The following is a 16,049-nucleotide window of genomic DNA, read 5'->3' on the forward strand; positions in this document are numbered from 1 at the left end:
CGCCGAGCGGTCACAGCATGACGGTGACCGCCGAGCGGTCACAGCATGACGGTGACCGCCGAGCGGTCACAGCATGACGGTGACCGCCGAGCGGTCACAGCGCGGGAGTGAGCGGCTCGGCCGGGCGGGCGCCGTGCGGGCCCCTGAGCCTCGCCTCGGCGATGCGCTCCACCGCCTCGGTGACGATCCGGGGCGGCTGGGTGAACGGCAGGCGGAGCCGGTGCTCCAGGGCGCCGTCCACGCCGAACCAGGTGCCGGGCGCGAGCCGTACCCCGTGGCAGGCCGCGGCGTCGGCCAGCGCACCGGCCGAGGGGCCCTCCAGCCGGACCCAGAGGGAGCCCCCGCCCGCCGGGACCGTGAACGTCCAGTCCGGCATCCGCTCCCGCAGCGCCGCCGCCAGCGCGTCCCGGGAGGCGCCGAGCGTGCGCCGCCGCTCGGCCCTGGTCTCCTCCATGTCCTCGAACAACCGGGCCACGACCAGCTGCTCGAAGAGCGGGCTGGCGATGTCCACGGCCGCGCGGAGCACCGCCAGGCGGCGGACCGTGGCGGCGGTGGCGCGGATCCAGCCGATGCGCAGCCCTCCCCACCACAACTTGGACGCCGATCCGACGCTGATCACCCGGTTGTCGGTGTCGAACGCGCCCAGCGGCGCGGTCCGGGACACCTCGTCGATCGCCAGCTCGCTCCAGGTCTCGTCGACGACCAGCGTGGTGCCGTGCCTGCGGGCCGCGCCGACCAGCCCGGCCCGGACGGCGTCGTCCATCAGGTGCCCGGTGGGGTTCTGGAAGTCGGGGATCACGTAGGCGAGGCGGGCGGCCGACTGGCCCATCGCGGAGGCGAGCAGGTCCAGGTGCCAGCCGTCCTCGGCGAGGCCTGCCGGGACGATCCGGGCGCCGCGTATCCTGGCCAGGTCGATCACGTGCGGGTAGGTGGGCGACTCGATCAGCATCGGGTCGCCGGGCGAGAGGAACATCGTGATCAGCAGGTGGATCGCCTGCTGGGCGCCGGTGGTGACGAGGATCTGCTCGGGCCGGGTGGCCAGCCCGCGCGCGGTGTAGCGGGCCGCGATCGCCTCGCGCAGCGGCACGATGCCGACCGGGTCGTAGCCCATGCCGAGCGCGTAGCGCGGGTAGTGCTCGCTCGCGTGGGCGATCGCCGCGGGCAGCGCCGAGGTCGCGTGCGGTGCGGCGCAGTGCAGCGGGAGCAGGCCGTCGTCGCCCGCCGCGATCCACGGGTTCTCCACCCCGAGCGCGCCGGGGTCGGGCAGCGCGGTCCAGCTCCCGGCGCCCTGGCGGCTCTCCAGGTAGCCCTGCTCGCGCAGGCGGTCGTAGGCGGCCGTCACGGTGGTGCGGCTCACGCCCAGCGCCTCGGCCAGGTGGCGCTCGGCCGGCACGCGCACCCGGACCGGGAGCCGCCCGTCGAGGATCAGCGAGCGCACGGCCTCCGCCAGCACCCGGTAGTACGGCCGGGCGCCGGGGTCGATCGCGACGAGCCGGGCGAGCTGGGGGCCACTCAGGTACCGGTCCATACGGGCCAGCATAAAGCCACTTGCCCTGATTGGCCCTTTTATTACCCAACGCCCTCCAGAATGATTGGTCTAGTTATGAGCGAACTCTCCCTTTCCTCCCTGGATGCCCTCCCCAACCGTCTCGTCCGTCTCTACTCGGGCCTGGCGCTCTACGGCGCCGGTGTCGGCCTGCAGATCGAGTCCCAGCTCGGCGGGAGCCCCTGGGACGTGTTCCACCAGGGCCTCTCGATCCACTTCGGCCTGTCCATCGGAACCTGGATCATCGTCGTGGGCGCGGCGGTGATGCTGCTCTGGATCCCCCTGCGCCAGAAGCCCGGCATCGGCACGCTGAGCAACGTCGTCTTCCTCGGGCTGTTCGCCGACGCGGCCTTGTGGCTGGCCCCGTCCCTGACCTCCCTCCCCGGCCGGTGGGCCTACCTGCTGACGGGCGTGGTGGCCACCTCGGCGGCCACGGCCCTGTACATCGGCGCCGGCCTGGGCCCCGGCCCCCGGGACGGTATCATGACCGGCCTGGTCCGCCTCGGACTGTCGATCCGGCTGGCGCGCACCCTCATCGAGGTGACCGTGCTGGCGGTCGGCTGGCTGCTCGGCGGCACCGTGGGCGTCGGCACGGTGGTCTTCGCCCTCGCCATCGGCCCGCTCACCCAGTTCTTCATGCCGCGGCTGAGCTTCTCCCGCCCCGCCGTGCAGAGCTGACCCGCCGCCCCGGACCGGCCCGGACCGGGGCACGGCGCGGGGGGCCGGGCGGACCACCGCGCCCGCGAGGACTGACGGACGCCGCCCCGGGTATTAGCGTCGGATCATGCGGATCGAGGACTACGCCCTCATTGGCGACATGCAGTCGGCCGCCCTCGTCGGGCGGAACGGCTCCATCGACTGGCTCTGCCTCCCCAGGTTCGACTCCCCGTCGTGCTTCGGGGCGCTGCTCGGCGACGAGGACCACGGGCAGTGGTGGCTCGGGCCCGCGGGGACCGGGCGCTCCCCCGCGACCCGGCGGCGCTACCGGGGCGAGACCCTGGTGCTGGAGAGCGAGTGGGACACCCCCGGCGGCACCGTCCGGGTGATCGACTTCATGCCCGCCCGGCAGACCAATCCCGACCTGGTCAGGATCGTGGAAGGCGTCTCCGGCACCGTCGAGATGACCACCCAGATCCGCATCCGGTTCGACTACGGCCGGATCGTGCCCTGGGTGCGCCGCACTGACGGCGGCCTGCTGCACGCCGTCGGCGGCCCCGACTCGGTCTGGCTGCACTCCCCCGTGCCGCTGCACAGCGACGGCTACTCGCACGAGGGCACCTTCCGGGTCTCCGCCGGCGAGCGGATGGCGTTCCTGTTCACCTGGCATCCCTCCCACGAGCCCCGGCCCGTCGAGATCGACCCGTTCGAGCAGCTGACCGAGACCGAGGCGCTGTGGGCCGAGTGGGTGGAGCAGTGCACCCACAAGGGGCCCTGGCGGGAGGCCGTGGTCCGCTCCCTCATCACGCTCAAGGCGCTCACCTACGCCCCCACCGGAGGCATCGTCGCCGCCCCCACCACCTCGCTCCCCGAGGACCTGGGCGGGGTCCGCAACTGGGACTACCGCTTCTGCTGGCTGCGCGACGCCACCATGACCCTCGACGCCCTGATCGGCGCCGGCTACCTGCAGGAGGCCCGCGACTGGCGGGCGTGGCTGCTGCGCGCCATCGCGGGCCGGGCCGAGGACCTGCAGATCATGTACGGCGTCGCCGGCGAGCGCCGCCTGCCGGAGATGGAGATCGGCTGGCTGCCCGGCTACGAGGACTCCCGGCCGGTCCGGATCGGCAACGGCGCGGTCAACCAGCTCCAGCTCGACGTCTACGGCGAGGTGATGAACTCCCTGTACCTCTCGCGCACCTCCGGCATGGAGCCCGACAAGCGGGCCTGGACCATCCAGCGGCAGCTCATCGACTACGTCGAGGCCCACTGGGACGAGCCCGACGAGGGCCTGTGGGAGGTCCGCGGGCCCCGCCGCCACTTCACCCACTCCAAGGTGATGTGCTGGGTCGCCCTGGACCGCGCGATCAAGTACGTGGAGGTCCTCGGCCAGGACGGCCCGGTGGAGCGCTGGAGGGAGATGCGCGCCCGGATCCACGCCGAGATCTGCGAGAAGGCCTTCGACCCGGTGCGGGGCACCTTCACCCAGGCGTACGGCTCGCAGGAACTGGACGCCGCCCTGCTGCTCATCCCGATCGTCGGCTTCCTGCCGCCGGAGGACCCGCGCGTGGTCGGGACCGTCGAGGCCGTCCAGCGCGAGCTGATGGTGGACGGGTTCGTGCTGCGCTACCCGGTGGCCAGGGACAACGACGTGGACGGCCTGCCCGGCGGCGAGGGCTCGTTCCTGGCGTGCAGCTTCTGGCTGGCCGAGGCCCTGGTGATGATCGGCCGCAGGGAGGAGGCGGTCGAGCTCTTCGAGCGCCTGCTGGCCCTGCGCAACGACGTCGGCCTGCTGGCCGAGGAGTACGACCCGCGCTACGGCCGCCTGGTCGGCAACTTCCCGCAGGCCTTCAGCCACGTCCCGCTGGTCCACGTGGCCCGCGCGCTCAGCTGAGGCGCCCCGCGGAGCCGTCCCGGACAGGGGGCGTCCGGACAGGGGGCGTCCGGACAGGGGGCGTCCGGACAGGGGGCGTCCGGACAGGGGGCGGGCCGCCGGGTCCGCCGCCCCGGTCACGGCACGGCACCGCAGGTAACAGCAGGGCGCCGCAGGTCACGGCCGCGTCCCCGGCGGGATGCCCAGAGCGGCGAGCTCGGCACGGCCCTCGGCCTCGCGGCCGGGCAGCAGCGCGAGGGTGCAGGCGCGTTCGAAACGGGCGCCGATGCGCTCCCACCCATCGACGGACTCCTCCAGCGCGGCGGCGTCGCCGTGCAGCCGGCCGCGGGCACGGGCCAGGCACGCGGCGGCCCAGTCGTTCTCCTCGGCCGCGGGGATCACGGCGGCCAGGTGCCGTTCGGCGTCGGGGAACCCTGCGACGACGGCGAGCTCGGCCGCGGCGGCGCACGCGTACGGCGGTGACCAGGTCTGGTTCTCGGTGAAGGCCACCTCCATGAGGGCGGCGGCATCGTCGAACCTGCGGGTGTGGACGGCCAGGCGGACGTCGACGAAGGTCGTGAACGTCGCGTGGTCGCGCACCACGCCACCCATGACCGCGCCCGCCCGGGCACGCCACATCCGGCATCCGCGCTCGTCACCGCGCAGGCCGTGCACGAGGGCGACGGCTGCCAGGGGCGGGGCGAGTATGCCTGCCACGGGGCTCCCGGCCCGCTTCCAGCCGTCCCACAGCGGCGGCGCCAGGCGCAGCACCTCGTCGAAGTCCCCGGTGAGCGCCAGGGACGTGACCAGGCGGACCGCCCCGATGTGGGAGGCGCCGATGAGGTCGTCGTCCCACGCCCACCGGCTGACGGACACCGCGGTGCGAAGATCACCGGTCGCCAGGGCGGCCGCGGCGGCCATCCGGTAGGTGTCGAAGATCTCCGGAGCGGCGCGGGGGTCGTCACGGGACATCCCGGCCAACAGGGACAGCCGTTCGGAAGTGAACTCGCTTCCCTTTCTCCGTCGTCCCGGTGCCAGGGCCCAGGCGCCGACCCCGTCCAGGGCGGCCAGGACGAGAACGGGATCGCCGGTGGCGCGGGCCGCCGCGACGGCGGTCTCGGCCCGGACGATGTCCACCTCGAACAACCGCGGGTCGGCGATCCACGCGTCCGCCAGGGCCAGGTGAGCCGCCACCCGGGGCTCGCGCGGATCTCCCGCGGCGACCGCCTGCTCGAACAGGCTGCGCAGCCGCTCATGGGGCACCTCGGCGGCGAACCCGGCCGGGCTCCCGGCGACCATGACGACGGCGGAGGCGAGCGCGATCGCCTCCGCGTCGCCATCGCCGGCCGCGCGCGCCCGCTCTGCCGAGGCAAGCAGCAGGTCGAAGACCCGCTGGCCGGCGCCGTGGACGAAGCACGCGCAGCCGGCTGCGCTGTACAAGTCGCGGGCGGCCTCACCCGGCCCGGGCGCCCGTTCCGCGGCCTGCCGGTAGTGGTCGAACGCTTCGGCGAGGAACCGGCGCGCGAAGGCCAGCCCGCCCATCGTCCGGGCCAGCCGGTGCACGGCGGGGTCCGGGCCGGGCGGGGCGGCGGCCAGCGCCGCCCGCAGGTCGCCGGCGACGGCGTCGAAGTCGTCGCGCCACCCGTCCCGCCCTCCGTCGCCGCCCAGCCGGGCCTCCAGCACGCTCGCGGCGTCCACGGCCCACTCCAGGTGCCTGCGCCGGATCTCCTGCCGCTCGCCGCTGTCGTCCAGACACCCGGCGGCGAAGGCGCGGACGGTCTCCAGCAGCCGCCACCCGCCCGCCCGTCCCCGGGCCACCAGGCTCTTGTCCACGAGCCGGCCCAGGAGGTCGGCGGCCACGGCCCGGTCGCCGTCGGCGGCCACCGCCGCCACCGCCTCCAGGCCGAAAGCACCGGCGAGCACGGCCAGCCGGCGGAACAGCACCCGTTCCTCCTCCGCCAGCAGGTCGTGGCTCCAGCCGATCACCGCGCCCAGCGAGCGGTGCCGTACGGCGGGCCCGCGGCCACCGGCCAGCAGCCGCACGTAGTCCCCCAGCCCGGTGAGCAGCCCGGCCGCGCCCAGCGACGCGCAGCGGGCCGCGGCCAGCTCGATCGCCAGCGGCAGCCCGTCCAGCCGGGCGCAGAGGTCCGCGACGGCGGCAGGCTCGGCGGTGAAGCCGGGATCGGCCGCGAGGGCGCGCTCCCGGAAGAGCCGCTCGGCGTCGGAGTCCAGCGGGAGCGGCGCGACCGGGACGGTGCGTTCGCCGGGCAGGCCGAGCCGCTCGCGGCTGGTGGCCAGGATCGTGGTCTCGGGGCAGTCCGACAGCACCCGCTCGGCGAGCTCGGCCACCGCGTCGATCAGGTGCTCGCAGTTGTCCAGGACGAGCAGCGACCGGCCGCGGCCGAGCCGCTCCACGACGGCCTCGGCCAGCGGCTGCTGCGCCCGCTCGGTCACGCCCAGCGCCGCGGCCACGGCCTGTGTGACGGCCTCGCCGCGGACCGGGATCAGGTCGACGAAGACCACCCCGAACGGGAACGACGGGGCGGCCGTCTCGGCGGCCACCGCGGCCAGGCGGGTCTTGCCGACCCCGCCGGGGCCCAGCAGGGTCACCAGCCGGGTCTCGCCGAGCACGGCGAGCACGGTCTTCTGCTCCCCGGCACGTCCGACGAAGCTGGTGCGTGTCCGCGGCAGACCGGTCACCTGGCCGACGGGGGGCGGTGTGCCGCCGCCCGCTGTCGCGGCCAGCTCCGCGAGCGCCCTGCGGTCCGCCACGCCGTACTTGCGCAGCAGCGAGGAGACGTGTCCCTCGACGGTGCGCACCGAGACGTGCAGCCTGCCGCCGATCTGCGCGTTCGACAACCGCAGGCCCAGCAGGGCCAGCACCTCGGCCTCCCGGGCCGAGACCTCGACGGGATGCGTCTGATCCACCGGATCATGATGACCGAATTTTGATCATTTTTCGGTGGTTTCTCGGGATCGGCACGTGGTCTCCCCGTGGTGGACACGTGGTCGTCACGGATGCCCGTACCCCCGCAACCGCAGCAGTCTGCAGGCAGACGGGCCGGGACCGGCAGAAGGCCCCGGCCCCCGACGAAAGGATCGCACGATGTCCGAGAACGCAGAGTTCCAGATGCCGGCCCCCGACCCCGCGCTCAAGCGCCTGGACTTCCTGGTCGGCTCCTGGGAGCTGAAGGGCTCCACGGTGGAGGGCCCGATAGGCCCGGCCACCGAGATCACCGGCTGGGAGACCTTCGAGTGGATGGAGGGCGGCTTCTTCCTCGTCCACCGCTGGGAGAGCAGCTTCGCGGTCGACGGCGTCGAGGTCGTCGACGCCGGGTACGAGTTCTTCGACTACGACCCGGAGGGCGGCCGGTACCGCACGCACTTCTTCAACAGCCTGGGCCCCTACGACCACGAGGGCAGCAAGTACCACGGCGGCTTCGAGGACGGGGCCCTGGTGGTGACCGGCCCGGCCCGCATCACCCGCACGCCCGGCGCCGACGGCACCGTCACCGTCGACTCCGACGTGCCGGCCGGAGACGACCAGTGGATGCGGATCATGAAGTACACCCTCACCCGGGCGCGGTAGCCGCCCGCGCTCCGGGCCACGGCCGCACGGTACCCGGGCGGCCGTGGCCTGCGGGAGAACCGCCCCAGCCGGGGTCCGGGGCTTTGATGCCCCGGCGCCGGAAGAAGTTCGAAAAAATCTTGAAACCCGCTGTAACAATCCGCCGCCGCCGCTCCTCTCATCTGATGAACCACCGAGCGGAACGGAAGAACCCGATGAGCGACTTCGATATCACCACCACCGAGTACGTCGACTACGACGGCGACGGCGGCGTCGACGCCCAGCTGATCGACACCGACGGCGACCGCGTCGCCGACGAGGAGCGCTACGACGTCGACGGCGACGGCGTGACCGACGTCGTCTACCTCGACCACGACGGCGACGGCTACGTCGACGAGGTCCGCGTGGACCTCGACGGCGACGGCGTCTCCGACCACACCGAGCACCAGGGCCCGTTCACGACCGCCTGACCGATCGTCCGGTACGAGCCCGTGCGGTCCCGCCGGGGGAACCCGGGGCACCCGGGCCGCCGACGAGGAAGGCGACCGGTCAAGAGCCCAGGCCCGAGAGCCTGGGTCTCCACACTGGAGGAACTGATGAGAGACCGACGCGCGCTCCTTCCGCTGCTGCTCCTGGGCGGCCTGGCACTGGCCGGCTGCGGCTCGGTGGCGGGATCCGGCGGGAACGCGGCGGGTGCCGGCGGGGACGCGGTCACCGCGGTCACGCAGCCCGCGCCCGCCCCCGCCGAGACGAGCGGGGGCGGTGTCGGGCGCCTGCTGCCCAGAGGCGAGGACGGCGTGGCGCAGACCCCCGGCGGAGCCGGTGCCGCGCAGCCCTCCGGGGAGGCCGGGCGCGGCGGGGAGAAGCCGGCCGGCGAGTCCGGCGCCCCGGAGGAGCCGGGCCCGTTCGGCCTGCCGCTGCTGCCGCTGCTGCTCGCGCTGGGGGCGGCGGCCGTCGCCGCGATCGCCGCCGGAGTGCTCCTGTGGCGGCGGAACGCCGGCGCCTCCTCTCCCGCCGCCTGGCAGGCAGGGCCCGTTCCTCCGGAGCCGGCGGGTCCCGCAGCCCCGCAGGCCGGCGCGCCGATGCCCGTCCCGCCCGCGGGGGCGCCCGCCCCGGCTGCGCCGCCCACCGCGCAGTCCGCCATGCCGCCCACCGCACCGCCCAGCCCTGCCGCACCGTCCGGACCGCCCGCCAGGTCGTCCGGAGCGTCCGCGCCTCCGGGATCGCCCGCACCCTCTGGAGACCCCATGCCATCCGCACAGCCCGCCGTACCGGACGGAGATCCCGCTCCCGCCGCCTCGGACCCGCTGAAGGACGTCCTGGAGGAGGTCGCCGGGAGCGGGATCAGCCAGGCGCTCACCCAGCAGGTGGAGCGCCTGTTCGCCGGTGGCCGTCCGAGCAGGGAGGCCCTGGTGGAGGCGTGCATCGGCTGCCGGGACCAGATCGCCGAGCGCCACCCCCGGCTGGCCGACAGGCTGCTGGCCGGGCTGAACCGGGCCGGGGTCCGGGAGATCGTCGCGGACGGGCAGCGCTTCGACCCGCGCCTGCACGAGGCGTTCGGCACCGAGCCGACCGACCGGCCGGAACTGCACGACATCGTCGCGGAGACCGTCAAGCACGGGTACGCCGACGGCGACCGCGTGGTCCGGGTGCCGCAGGTGGCGGTCTACCGCCACGAGCCGGCCGCCGTCCCCGACTCGGACGGGGCCGGGCGATGAGGAGGTCAGGCCGCCCCGAGCTCGGCCTGGAGACGCTGCCTGGCCCGGTGGATCCAGACCTTCACCGTGTTGAGCGGGACCTGGAGGGTCGCGCCCACCTGCTCGTAGGTGAGCCCGCCGGCCCACAGCAGCAGCGCCTCGCGGTGGGAGTCGGGCACCGTGGCCAGCGCCCGGCGCAGGTCGGTCAGCTCGGCGACGGTGTCCTCGAAGGGCTCGGTGACCACCGATTCCTCGCCCACCTCGTCGAAGATCGTCCCCATGGGGGCGCGGCGCCGTACCACCGCGCGTGCGGCATTGCGCGCGATGGCGAGGACCCAGGCCCGGAAGGGGGCCTTGCCCTCGAAGGTGGCCAGGCCCTTCCAGGCGGCGAGCTGGGTGTCCTGCAGCGCGTCGAGCGCGTCGGCGCGGTTCTCGGTCAGGTGGTAGCAGACGCCGAAGGCCTGACGCTGCGCCGTGGACCACAGCGCGGCGAAGGCCGCCTCGTCGCCCGCCCGCGCCGCGACGAGGAGAAGGCTCTCGTCGTCAACCGCGCTGCTCAACGACCCACTCGTCATCGGTCACCCGTCCTCCCGAGGTGGAAATCAGCCAATGACATCACGCCGCACGTTTGCCCGGTATGAGGTATCTAGCCATGATATTGGACCGTAACAATACAGAGTTCGGAGCGGCTTTCGACGGTTCGGACGACCTGGACGAACTGCGCAGGCTCCTCTTCGACGCGGTCCCCGGACCGACCGAGGAGGAGACCGGCGACATGTTCGCGCAGACGTTCTCCGCGGACGAGGCCGACCTGTCCCTCCTGCCCGACGAGGACGTCCTCTCCGGCGACTCCGCCCCGGACGCGCAGGACCCCGCCGGCGAGCCCGGCCCGTTCGGCGAGGACGGGTCCTTCGGCGGGGAGGACCGGGGGGACGCCCAGGACGCCGGTCACGAGGACGCCGGTCACGAGGACTACGGCGACCACAGCGGCGACCAGGACGGCGACCACGGCGAGGACCCCTACACCCCGGACGACGACCACGGCGGCTGGGACGACCCGATCTTCGGAGGTGGCGTGTGACGACCGCCGGACCCGCGGACCTGCTGCGCCGCCTGTGCGACGGCACCGCGGCCAGGCTCGCCGGGGCGGAGCTGCGCGAGCGGGTGGCGCGGGTGCGCGCCGACCTCGACGCGCCGCTGCGGGTCGCGGTGGCGGGCGCGGTGAGCAGCGGGAAGTCGACCCTGGTCAACGCCCTGCTCGGGCTGCCCGTCGCCCCGGTGGACGCGGGCGAGTGCACCTTCGTGGTGACCCAGTACGAGTACGGCCAGGACGACGGCCGCATCACGATCGAGCTCACCGACGGCACGGCGGCCCACTCCCGGCTGCTGCCCGGCCACCGGCTCCCCGCCGACCTCGGCGTGGACGTGGCGCGGATCCGGCGGCTGCGCGTCACGCTGAACCTGCCGTCGCTGCGCACGGTCACCATCATCGACACCCCAGGCATGAACACGGTGACGGCCGTCAACGAGCGGGCGGCCAGGAGCATGCTCTTCGGCTCCGGCGACGAGGACGACCGTGCGCAGGCGATGATCTACGTGCTGCGCTACGTCCAGAAGTTCGACGACACGACCCTCGCCGACTTCCGCCGCCTCACCGACGCCTCCGGCATGAGCTGTGTCAACACCCTCGCCGTGCTCGGCCAGATCGACCGGCGCGGCGACGAGGAGGACCCCTGGCCGACCGCCCGGCGGCTGGCCGCCGGCGGCTACCGGGACCTGCGCACCTCCGTCTTCGACGTGGTCCCCGTGATCGGCCTGCTGGCCGAGACCGCCCGCGCCCGCCCGCTGGACGGCGAGGAGATCGCCGCCCTGTCCCGCCTGGCCGAACTCGACGAGGACGACCTGGAGGACTACCTCCTCGACATGGAGGACTTCCGCACGGCGCCCGACCTGCCCGTCCCGGCCGGGGTACGGCACCGCCTGGTGGAGCGGCTGCACCGCTACGGCATCCGCGTCGCGGTGGACGCGCTGCGCCGGGGCGAGGCGGCCGACGCCGCCTCGCTCACCGCCCTGCTGCTGCAGCGCTCGGGGTACGCCTCTGCGGGACGCGCGGCGACCGGGTCGGTCGCCGCGGGCCTGACCCACTTCGCCCGCCGCGCCGACCAGCTCAAGGCGCTCGACGCGGTGACCCGGCTCCGCCGGATCGCCCGCACGCCCGCGCTCGGCTCCGACCGCGCCACCCTGGACGCGCTGGCGGCCCAGCTCGACGAGAACCGGCCGATCGCGACCGCCCTGGGCGGCCTGCGCATCTTCACCGCGGCCGAGGCGCTCGGCCGGGGCACACTGGTGCTGAGCGAGGAGATGACCGCCGAGCTGCTCCGTCTGGCCCGCCACGACGACCCCGCCGAGCAGTTCGGCCTGGCCGCGGGGGCCTCCCGGCAGGACGTCGCCGCCGCGGCCACCGCCGCCACGACGCGCTGGCGCACGCTCGCCATGATGAACGAGGGCCGTACCGCCGGACACCGGGCCAGGGACGTGCTGACCGTGCTGGAGGACGTCGTCATCGCGGCGCTGGAGGAAGACTCCGGTCCGGCCGCCGCTGCGGCGGGCGACCCGCTCCCGCCGGTCCGGGTCGACTCCGCGGCGATCGAGGTCCTGCGCGCGGCCCCGCTGGTCCCCGCCGACGACAAGCGGGCGCTGGAACTCCTGCTCGCCGGGACCGAGCTGGCGACCCAGCTCGGCGCCCCGCCCGGCGCCCCGCGCGCCGAGGTCGCCGGCTACGCCGCCGCGCTGGGCGCGCGGTTCCGCGTCCTGACCCACCGGCCGATCTCGCTGCGGCAGCGGCGGGCGGCGGAGACCCTCTGCGACGCCTACGAGGCCATCTGGGCCCGCTACCACCAGGACGGCGCGTCCTGACCCGGTGACCACCAGCCACCGCCGGTCCCGGTGTCCGCGGACACCGGGACCGGCTCCCGTTCCCCATAGGAGAGACACATGACGACCCCCGACCAGAACGGCCCGGTGGCCCGGCTGCTGCGCTACGCCAACGAGGTCCACTCGCTGGCGAGCCGGTGCGGCCGGGCGGACCTGGCGGAGGTGCTGGCCTCCTGCGCGGCCCGCTGGAAGGACGAGTGCACCGACATCGTGGTCGCCGGGGCGCAGAAGCGGGGCAAGAGCCGCCTGCTCAACACCCTGGTCGGCCACCCCGACCTGGTCCCGGTCGACGCCGACGTGGCCACCAACTGCTTCCTGTCGCTGCGCCGCGGCCCCAAGCTGGCCGCCGTCGTGCACCGCAGCACCGAGAACGGGCCGGTCCAGACCCCGATCACCGTCGAGTCGATCCCCGACTACGCCTCGATGCGCGGCGACGCCGGCAAGCGCCGCGACGTGGTCAGCGTGGACATCACCCTCGACAGCCCCCTCCTCGACGGCCTGCGGCTGCTCGACACGCCCGGGGTGGACAGCCTCACCGTCGGCCACCGCCAGGTGACCGTCGCCATGCTCCAGCGGGCCGACGCCCTGCTGTTCACGCTCAGCGCGCAGGACCAGCCCGTGCTCCGGCACGAGCTGGAGTTCCTGGCCGAGGCCGCCGAGCGGGTGCAGGCGATCGTGTTCGTGCTCACCAAGGTGGAGGACTCGGCCAACTGGCGGAGCCTGATGGAGGAGAACCAGGCCCGGTTGCGGACCTTCGTCACCGAGGCGGTCGCGGAGAACCCGGCCCGGGCGGCGACGCTGAACCCGCTGCTGTCGGCGCCGTGGATCCCGGTGAGCTCCAAGCTCGCCGAGGCCGCCGAGGTCAAGCGCCGGGAGGGGCGCACCGAACGCGCCGACGCGCTGCGCGCGCGCAGCGGCATGGACGTGCTGGAGCGGCACCTGCGCGCCTTCGCCGAGGGCCGCGACTCCGCGCGGGGGGCCACCGTGGTCGCCGCCGCGCTCTCGGTGCTGGGCTCGCTGGCCACCGGGGCCAAGGACGACGTCGCCGCGGGCTCCGACGACGAGGGCGACGTCACCGCCCGGCTGGCCGAGGTGGACGCCGGGCTGGAGCAGCTCACCGAGCTGGCCGCCAAGCGCCGGGCGGGCGCGGTGGCCAACACCTTCCTCGGCCGCGAGGTGGCGGGCATCGTGGCGGCGCGGGTGGCCGAGGTCCGCCAGCCGTACGAGAACACGATCTCCACGCTGAAGAAGCAGGAGCAGATCGACCGGTACATGGCGGAGCTGCCGCTGAGCGTGCAGCGCTCGCTGGAGGCCATCTGGTCGCAGATCGTCTACGACGTGGAGGTGCTCTCCCGGACCACGCTGGACGCCTTCGCCCGCGACCTCGGCCTGGACCCGGTGGACCTGGAGGCCGACCGGCGGATGCTGCCCAACCTCTCGCAGGTCCAGGTCCGGGGCGACATGGCCGCGGGCGCCCCGGAGAGCGTGGACATGGTCCGCGACGTGCTGCCGTCGGCATCGATCGGGCTCTCCCTGGGCGGTTTCGCCGCGACCCTGCTCGGCCCGGTGGGCTTCATCCTGGTCGCCCCGGCGATCGGCGCGGCCATCTTCATGGGACGCCGATCGATGGAGAAGGTGCAGCGCAACCAGGCGGCGCTCAGGAGCGCGCTGCGGGACCAGTTCTCGATCGTCTCCCGGGAGATGACCCTCGACCTGGAGCGGATGGTCGCAACCTGGCGGGTCAACGTCGAGCAGGTCGCGGACGAGAGCCTCATGCGGCGGCGCAGGGAGCTGGAGGGCAGGCGCGCCGAGCTGAAGGCCGCCTCCGCGCGCTCGGCCGAGGAGCGCCGCAAGGCGCGCCAGTCCGGCCAGGACCGGATCACCGCCATCGGGACCCTCACCAAGCGCGGCCACGAGCTGCGCAAGGAGCTCGCGACCGCGGTGGCCGCCCTGGGCGGCGGCGCCTCACGGCCCTGACCGCCCGGCGGCCCCGCCTCCTCCGGCGGCCCCGGGGGAGGCGGCCGGTCCGGCCACACCTTGCTTACTCTGAGTAATGACTCCGTAACATACGGTATCCGTACGGGCTGGGCTCCTGATACGGCTACACCATGTCCGCCCAGCACCGAGCGCGCCGCACCCTGCCCGCCGCCGTGTTCCCGTCCTTCTCCTCCGCCGTCCCCCGGCCGCCTCGGCGCCGGCCGGACACGGACGCATGGACAGGACACGACCACGTGCAAGGAGAACGATGTACCGCAGACGCGACCTTCTACGCTGGGGAGCCGCCGCCACCGCCGGCCTCGCCACGACGCTGATCCCCGGCCGGGCCTCCGCCGCGCCGCCCCTTCGGCCGTCACCCGTGCCACCGCCGGTCGACGAGGCCGCCTGGCGTGCGCTGGGCCGCGCCCTCGGCCCCGGAGCGGATCTGTACCGCCCCCGGGCCAACGCCTACGACCGCCTGGCCGCGCCGTGGAACCTGCGGTACGCCGACGTGCTTCCGGCCGGCATCGTCGCCTGTGCCGGCACCGCCGACGTGCAGGCGGCCCTGCGCTGGGCCACCGCCCACGACATGCCGCTGGCGGCGCGCTCCGGCGGCCACAACTACGCCGGATACTCCACCACGACCGGCCTGCTGATCAGCCTGCGCCGCATCGACGGGGTCCAGGCCCGCGGCCGCCGCCTGCTGGTGGGGGGCGGGGCGACCAACTCCGACGTCCACCGCGCCCGGGCCGGCGACCTGTACTTCCCCGGCGGCCGCTGCCCCGGCGTGGGCGTGGCCGGGCTGACGCTGGGCGGCGGCCTGGGCTTCAACGACCGCAGATGGGGCCTGACCTGCGACCGGATGGTGGAGACCGAGGTCGTGCTGGCCGACGGGTCCCTGGTGCGTGCCGGCGAGCGGGAGAACGCCGACCTGTGGTGGGCCTGCCGCGGCGGCGCCGGCGGAAACTTCGGCATCAACACCTCCTTCGTCTTCGACGCGGTCCCGGTGGCCGACCAGACCGCCACCGTCTTCGACCTGACCGTCGACCCCCGCCACGCCGTGGCGGCGATGGACGCGGTGCAGGAGATCCTGCAGCAGGACCGGGCCGGCCGCTTCGACTGCCGCGTCGGCTTCTCCCGCTCCGGCACCGGCCCGGCCTCGATCACGCTGCTGGGCCAGTACCTGGGCGCGGAGGAGGCCGCGCGCCGCCTGCTGGCGCCGCTGCTGGCCCTCGGCCCGTCCCGGCGCTTCATCGAGCAGCGCCAGTTCTGGTCCGCGCAGAGCTACCTGATGATGCGGCCCGAACGGACCGCCATGACCTCCCACTCCCTGATGCCCGACCGCTGGCTGCCCGCCCGGACGGTGCAGGCCATCGCCGAGGCCGTCACCGGCTGGCAACCCGGGGGCCCGGGCACCGGCGGGTACGTCACCCTGTTCGCCATGGGCGGCCGGGTCGGTGACGTCGGCCCCGGGGAGACCGCCTTCGCCCACCGCGGCGCCACCTTCGTGATCGACATCGGCGCCGAGTGGGCCCCGGCCACTCCGCAGGAGACGGTACGGCGCCTGCGCCGCCAGGCCCGCGCCGTGTACCGCAGGCTCCGCGCCGACCTGGACACCTCGTCGGCCTACGTCAACTTCCCCGACCCCACCCTGCCGGACTGGGCGCGCGCCTACTACGGCGACAACTACCGGCGCCTGGTGCGGATCAAACACCGGTACGACCCCGAGGGCGTCTTCCGCTACGGCCAGAGCATCGGCTCGCCGACCCGCTGACCGCGCCGTCCGCAGGCCCGGCACCC

At 74.4% G+C, this 16,049-nt stretch carries 12 protein-coding genes; 9 read left to right on the forward strand and 3 right to left on the reverse strand.

Features of this window, described 5'->3' with window-relative positions:
- Window positions 1-94: 94 nt before the first annotated feature.
- Window positions 95-1,528, reverse strand: a complete 1,434-nt coding sequence (gene yczR / locus FHS22_RS13105) for a MocR-like transcription factor YczR (RefSeq protein ID WP_260407902.1) — start codon at window positions 1,526-1,528, stop codon at window positions 95-97.
- Between the two features lie 75 nt (window positions 1,529-1,603).
- Between yczR and yczE the strand changes: the two genes are divergently transcribed.
- Both yczE and FHS22_RS13115 read left to right on the forward strand, forming a co-directional pair.
- Window positions 1,604-2,224, forward strand: coding sequence for a membrane protein YczE (yczE, locus tag FHS22_RS13110; RefSeq protein WP_260407903.1), 621 nt, complete (start codon window positions 1,604-1,606; stop codon window positions 2,222-2,224).
- A 106-nt stretch (window positions 2,225-2,330) separates the two neighbouring features.
- On the forward strand, window positions 2,331-4,094 hold the full coding sequence (locus FHS22_RS13115) for a glycoside hydrolase family 15 protein (RefSeq protein ID WP_184941469.1): 1,764 nt from the start codon (window positions 2,331-2,333) through the stop codon (window positions 4,092-4,094).
- A gap of 156 nt (window positions 4,095-4,250) precedes the next feature.
- Here FHS22_RS13115 and FHS22_RS13120 read toward each other — a convergent pair whose 3' ends face one another.
- Window positions 4,251-7,001 carry an ATP-binding protein gene (locus FHS22_RS13120; protein WP_184941471.1) on the reverse strand — a complete coding sequence of 917 codons (2,751 nt, stop codon included), beginning with the start codon at window positions 6,999-7,001 and terminating at the stop codon, window positions 4,251-4,253.
- 178 nt (window positions 7,002-7,179) lie between these two features.
- On the opposite strand from FHS22_RS13120, the gene FHS22_RS13125 reads away from it, so the two are divergent.
- The 3 genes from FHS22_RS13125 to FHS22_RS13135 all read left to right on the forward strand — a co-directional run bounded on the left by FHS22_RS13125 (window position 7,180) and on the right by FHS22_RS13135 (window position 9,359).
- The gene (locus tag FHS22_RS13125) at window positions 7,180-7,662 is read left to right on the forward strand and encodes a DUF1579 family protein (protein ID WP_184941472.1); all 483 of its coding nucleotides are present in this window, start codon (window positions 7,180-7,182) and stop codon (window positions 7,660-7,662) included.
- 194 nt (window positions 7,663-7,856) lie between these two features.
- The gene (locus FHS22_RS13130) at window positions 7,857-8,111 is read left to right on the forward strand and encodes a hypothetical protein (RefSeq protein ID WP_184941474.1); all 255 of its coding nucleotides are present in this window, start codon (window positions 7,857-7,859) and stop codon (window positions 8,109-8,111) included.
- Window positions 8,112-8,237: 126 nt separating this feature from the next.
- Entirely contained in the window at window positions 8,238-9,359 is a 1,122-nt protein-coding gene (locus FHS22_RS13135; protein ID WP_184941476.1) for a nucleotide exchange factor GrpE, read from the forward strand.
- Window positions 9,360-9,364: 5 nt separating this feature from the next.
- On the opposite strand, the gene FHS22_RS13140 is transcribed toward FHS22_RS13135, so the two are convergent.
- Entirely contained in the window at window positions 9,365-9,898 is a 534-nt protein-coding gene (locus FHS22_RS13140; protein ID WP_260407904.1) for an RNA polymerase sigma factor, read from the reverse strand.
- A 92-nt stretch (window positions 9,899-9,990) separates the two neighbouring features.
- Here FHS22_RS13140 and FHS22_RS13145 point away from each other — a divergent pair, with 92 nt between their 5' ends.
- From FHS22_RS13145 to FHS22_RS13160, 4 genes are all read left to right on the forward strand, one after another.
- Window positions 9,991-10,419 carry an ICP22 family protein gene (locus FHS22_RS13145; protein WP_184941480.1) on the forward strand — a complete coding sequence of 143 codons (429 nt, stop codon included), beginning with the start codon at window positions 9,991-9,993 and terminating at the stop codon, window positions 10,417-10,419.
- On the forward strand, window positions 10,416-12,254 hold the full coding sequence (locus FHS22_RS13150) for a dynamin family protein (RefSeq protein ID WP_184941481.1): 1,839 nt from the start codon (window positions 10,416-10,418) through the stop codon (window positions 12,252-12,254). Before FHS22_RS13145 ends, FHS22_RS13150 begins: the two co-directional genes overlap by 4 nt.
- Window positions 12,255-12,332: 78 nt before the next feature.
- Window positions 12,333-14,249, forward strand: coding sequence for a dynamin family protein (locus tag FHS22_RS13155; RefSeq protein ID WP_184941483.1), 1,917 nt, complete (start codon window positions 12,333-12,335; stop codon window positions 14,247-14,249).
- Window positions 14,250-14,517: 268 nt separating this feature from the next.
- Window positions 14,518-16,023 (forward strand): FAD-binding oxidoreductase, encoded by a 1,506-nt coding sequence (locus FHS22_RS13160; RefSeq protein ID WP_184941485.1) that lies wholly within the window; start codon window positions 14,518-14,520, stop codon window positions 16,021-16,023.
- The last annotated feature ends 26 nt before the right edge of the window (window positions 16,024-16,049 follow it).

This window comes from Thiemannella venezuelensis (assembly GCF_014203605.1).
GTDB lineage: Bacteria > Actinomycetota > Actinomycetes > Streptosporangiales > Streptosporangiaceae > Planomonospora_A > Planomonospora_A venezuelensis.

Coding starts and splice junctions, on each gene's coding strand:
- FHS22_RS13135 (WP_184941476.1), top strand. CDS start 8,238: ATGAGAGACCGACGCGCGCTCCTTCCGCTGCTGCTCCTGGGCGGCCTG.
- FHS22_RS13155 (WP_184941483.1), top strand. CDS start 12,333: ATGACGACCCCCGACCAGAACGGCCCGGTGGCCCGGCTGCTGCGCTAC.
- FHS22_RS13145 (WP_184941480.1), top strand. CDS start 9,991: ATGATATTGGACCGTAACAATACAGAGTTCGGAGCGGCTTTCGACGGT.
- FHS22_RS13160 (WP_184941485.1), top strand. CDS start 14,518: ATGTACCGCAGACGCGACCTTCTACGCTGGGGAGCCGCCGCCACCGCC.
- FHS22_RS13115 (WP_184941469.1), top strand. CDS start 2,331: ATGCGGATCGAGGACTACGCCCTCATTGGCGACATGCAGTCGGCCGCC.
- yczE (WP_260407903.1), top strand. CDS start 1,604: ATGAGCGAACTCTCCCTTTCCTCCCTGGATGCCCTCCCCAACCGTCTC.
- FHS22_RS13130 (WP_184941474.1), top strand. CDS start 7,857: ATGAGCGACTTCGATATCACCACCACCGAGTACGTCGACTACGACGGC.
- FHS22_RS13125 (WP_184941472.1), top strand. CDS start 7,180: ATGTCCGAGAACGCAGAGTTCCAGATGCCGGCCCCCGACCCCGCGCTC.
- yczR (WP_260407902.1), bottom strand. CDS start 1,528: ATGGACCGGTACCTGAGTGGCCCCCAGCTCGCCCGGCTCGTCGCGATC.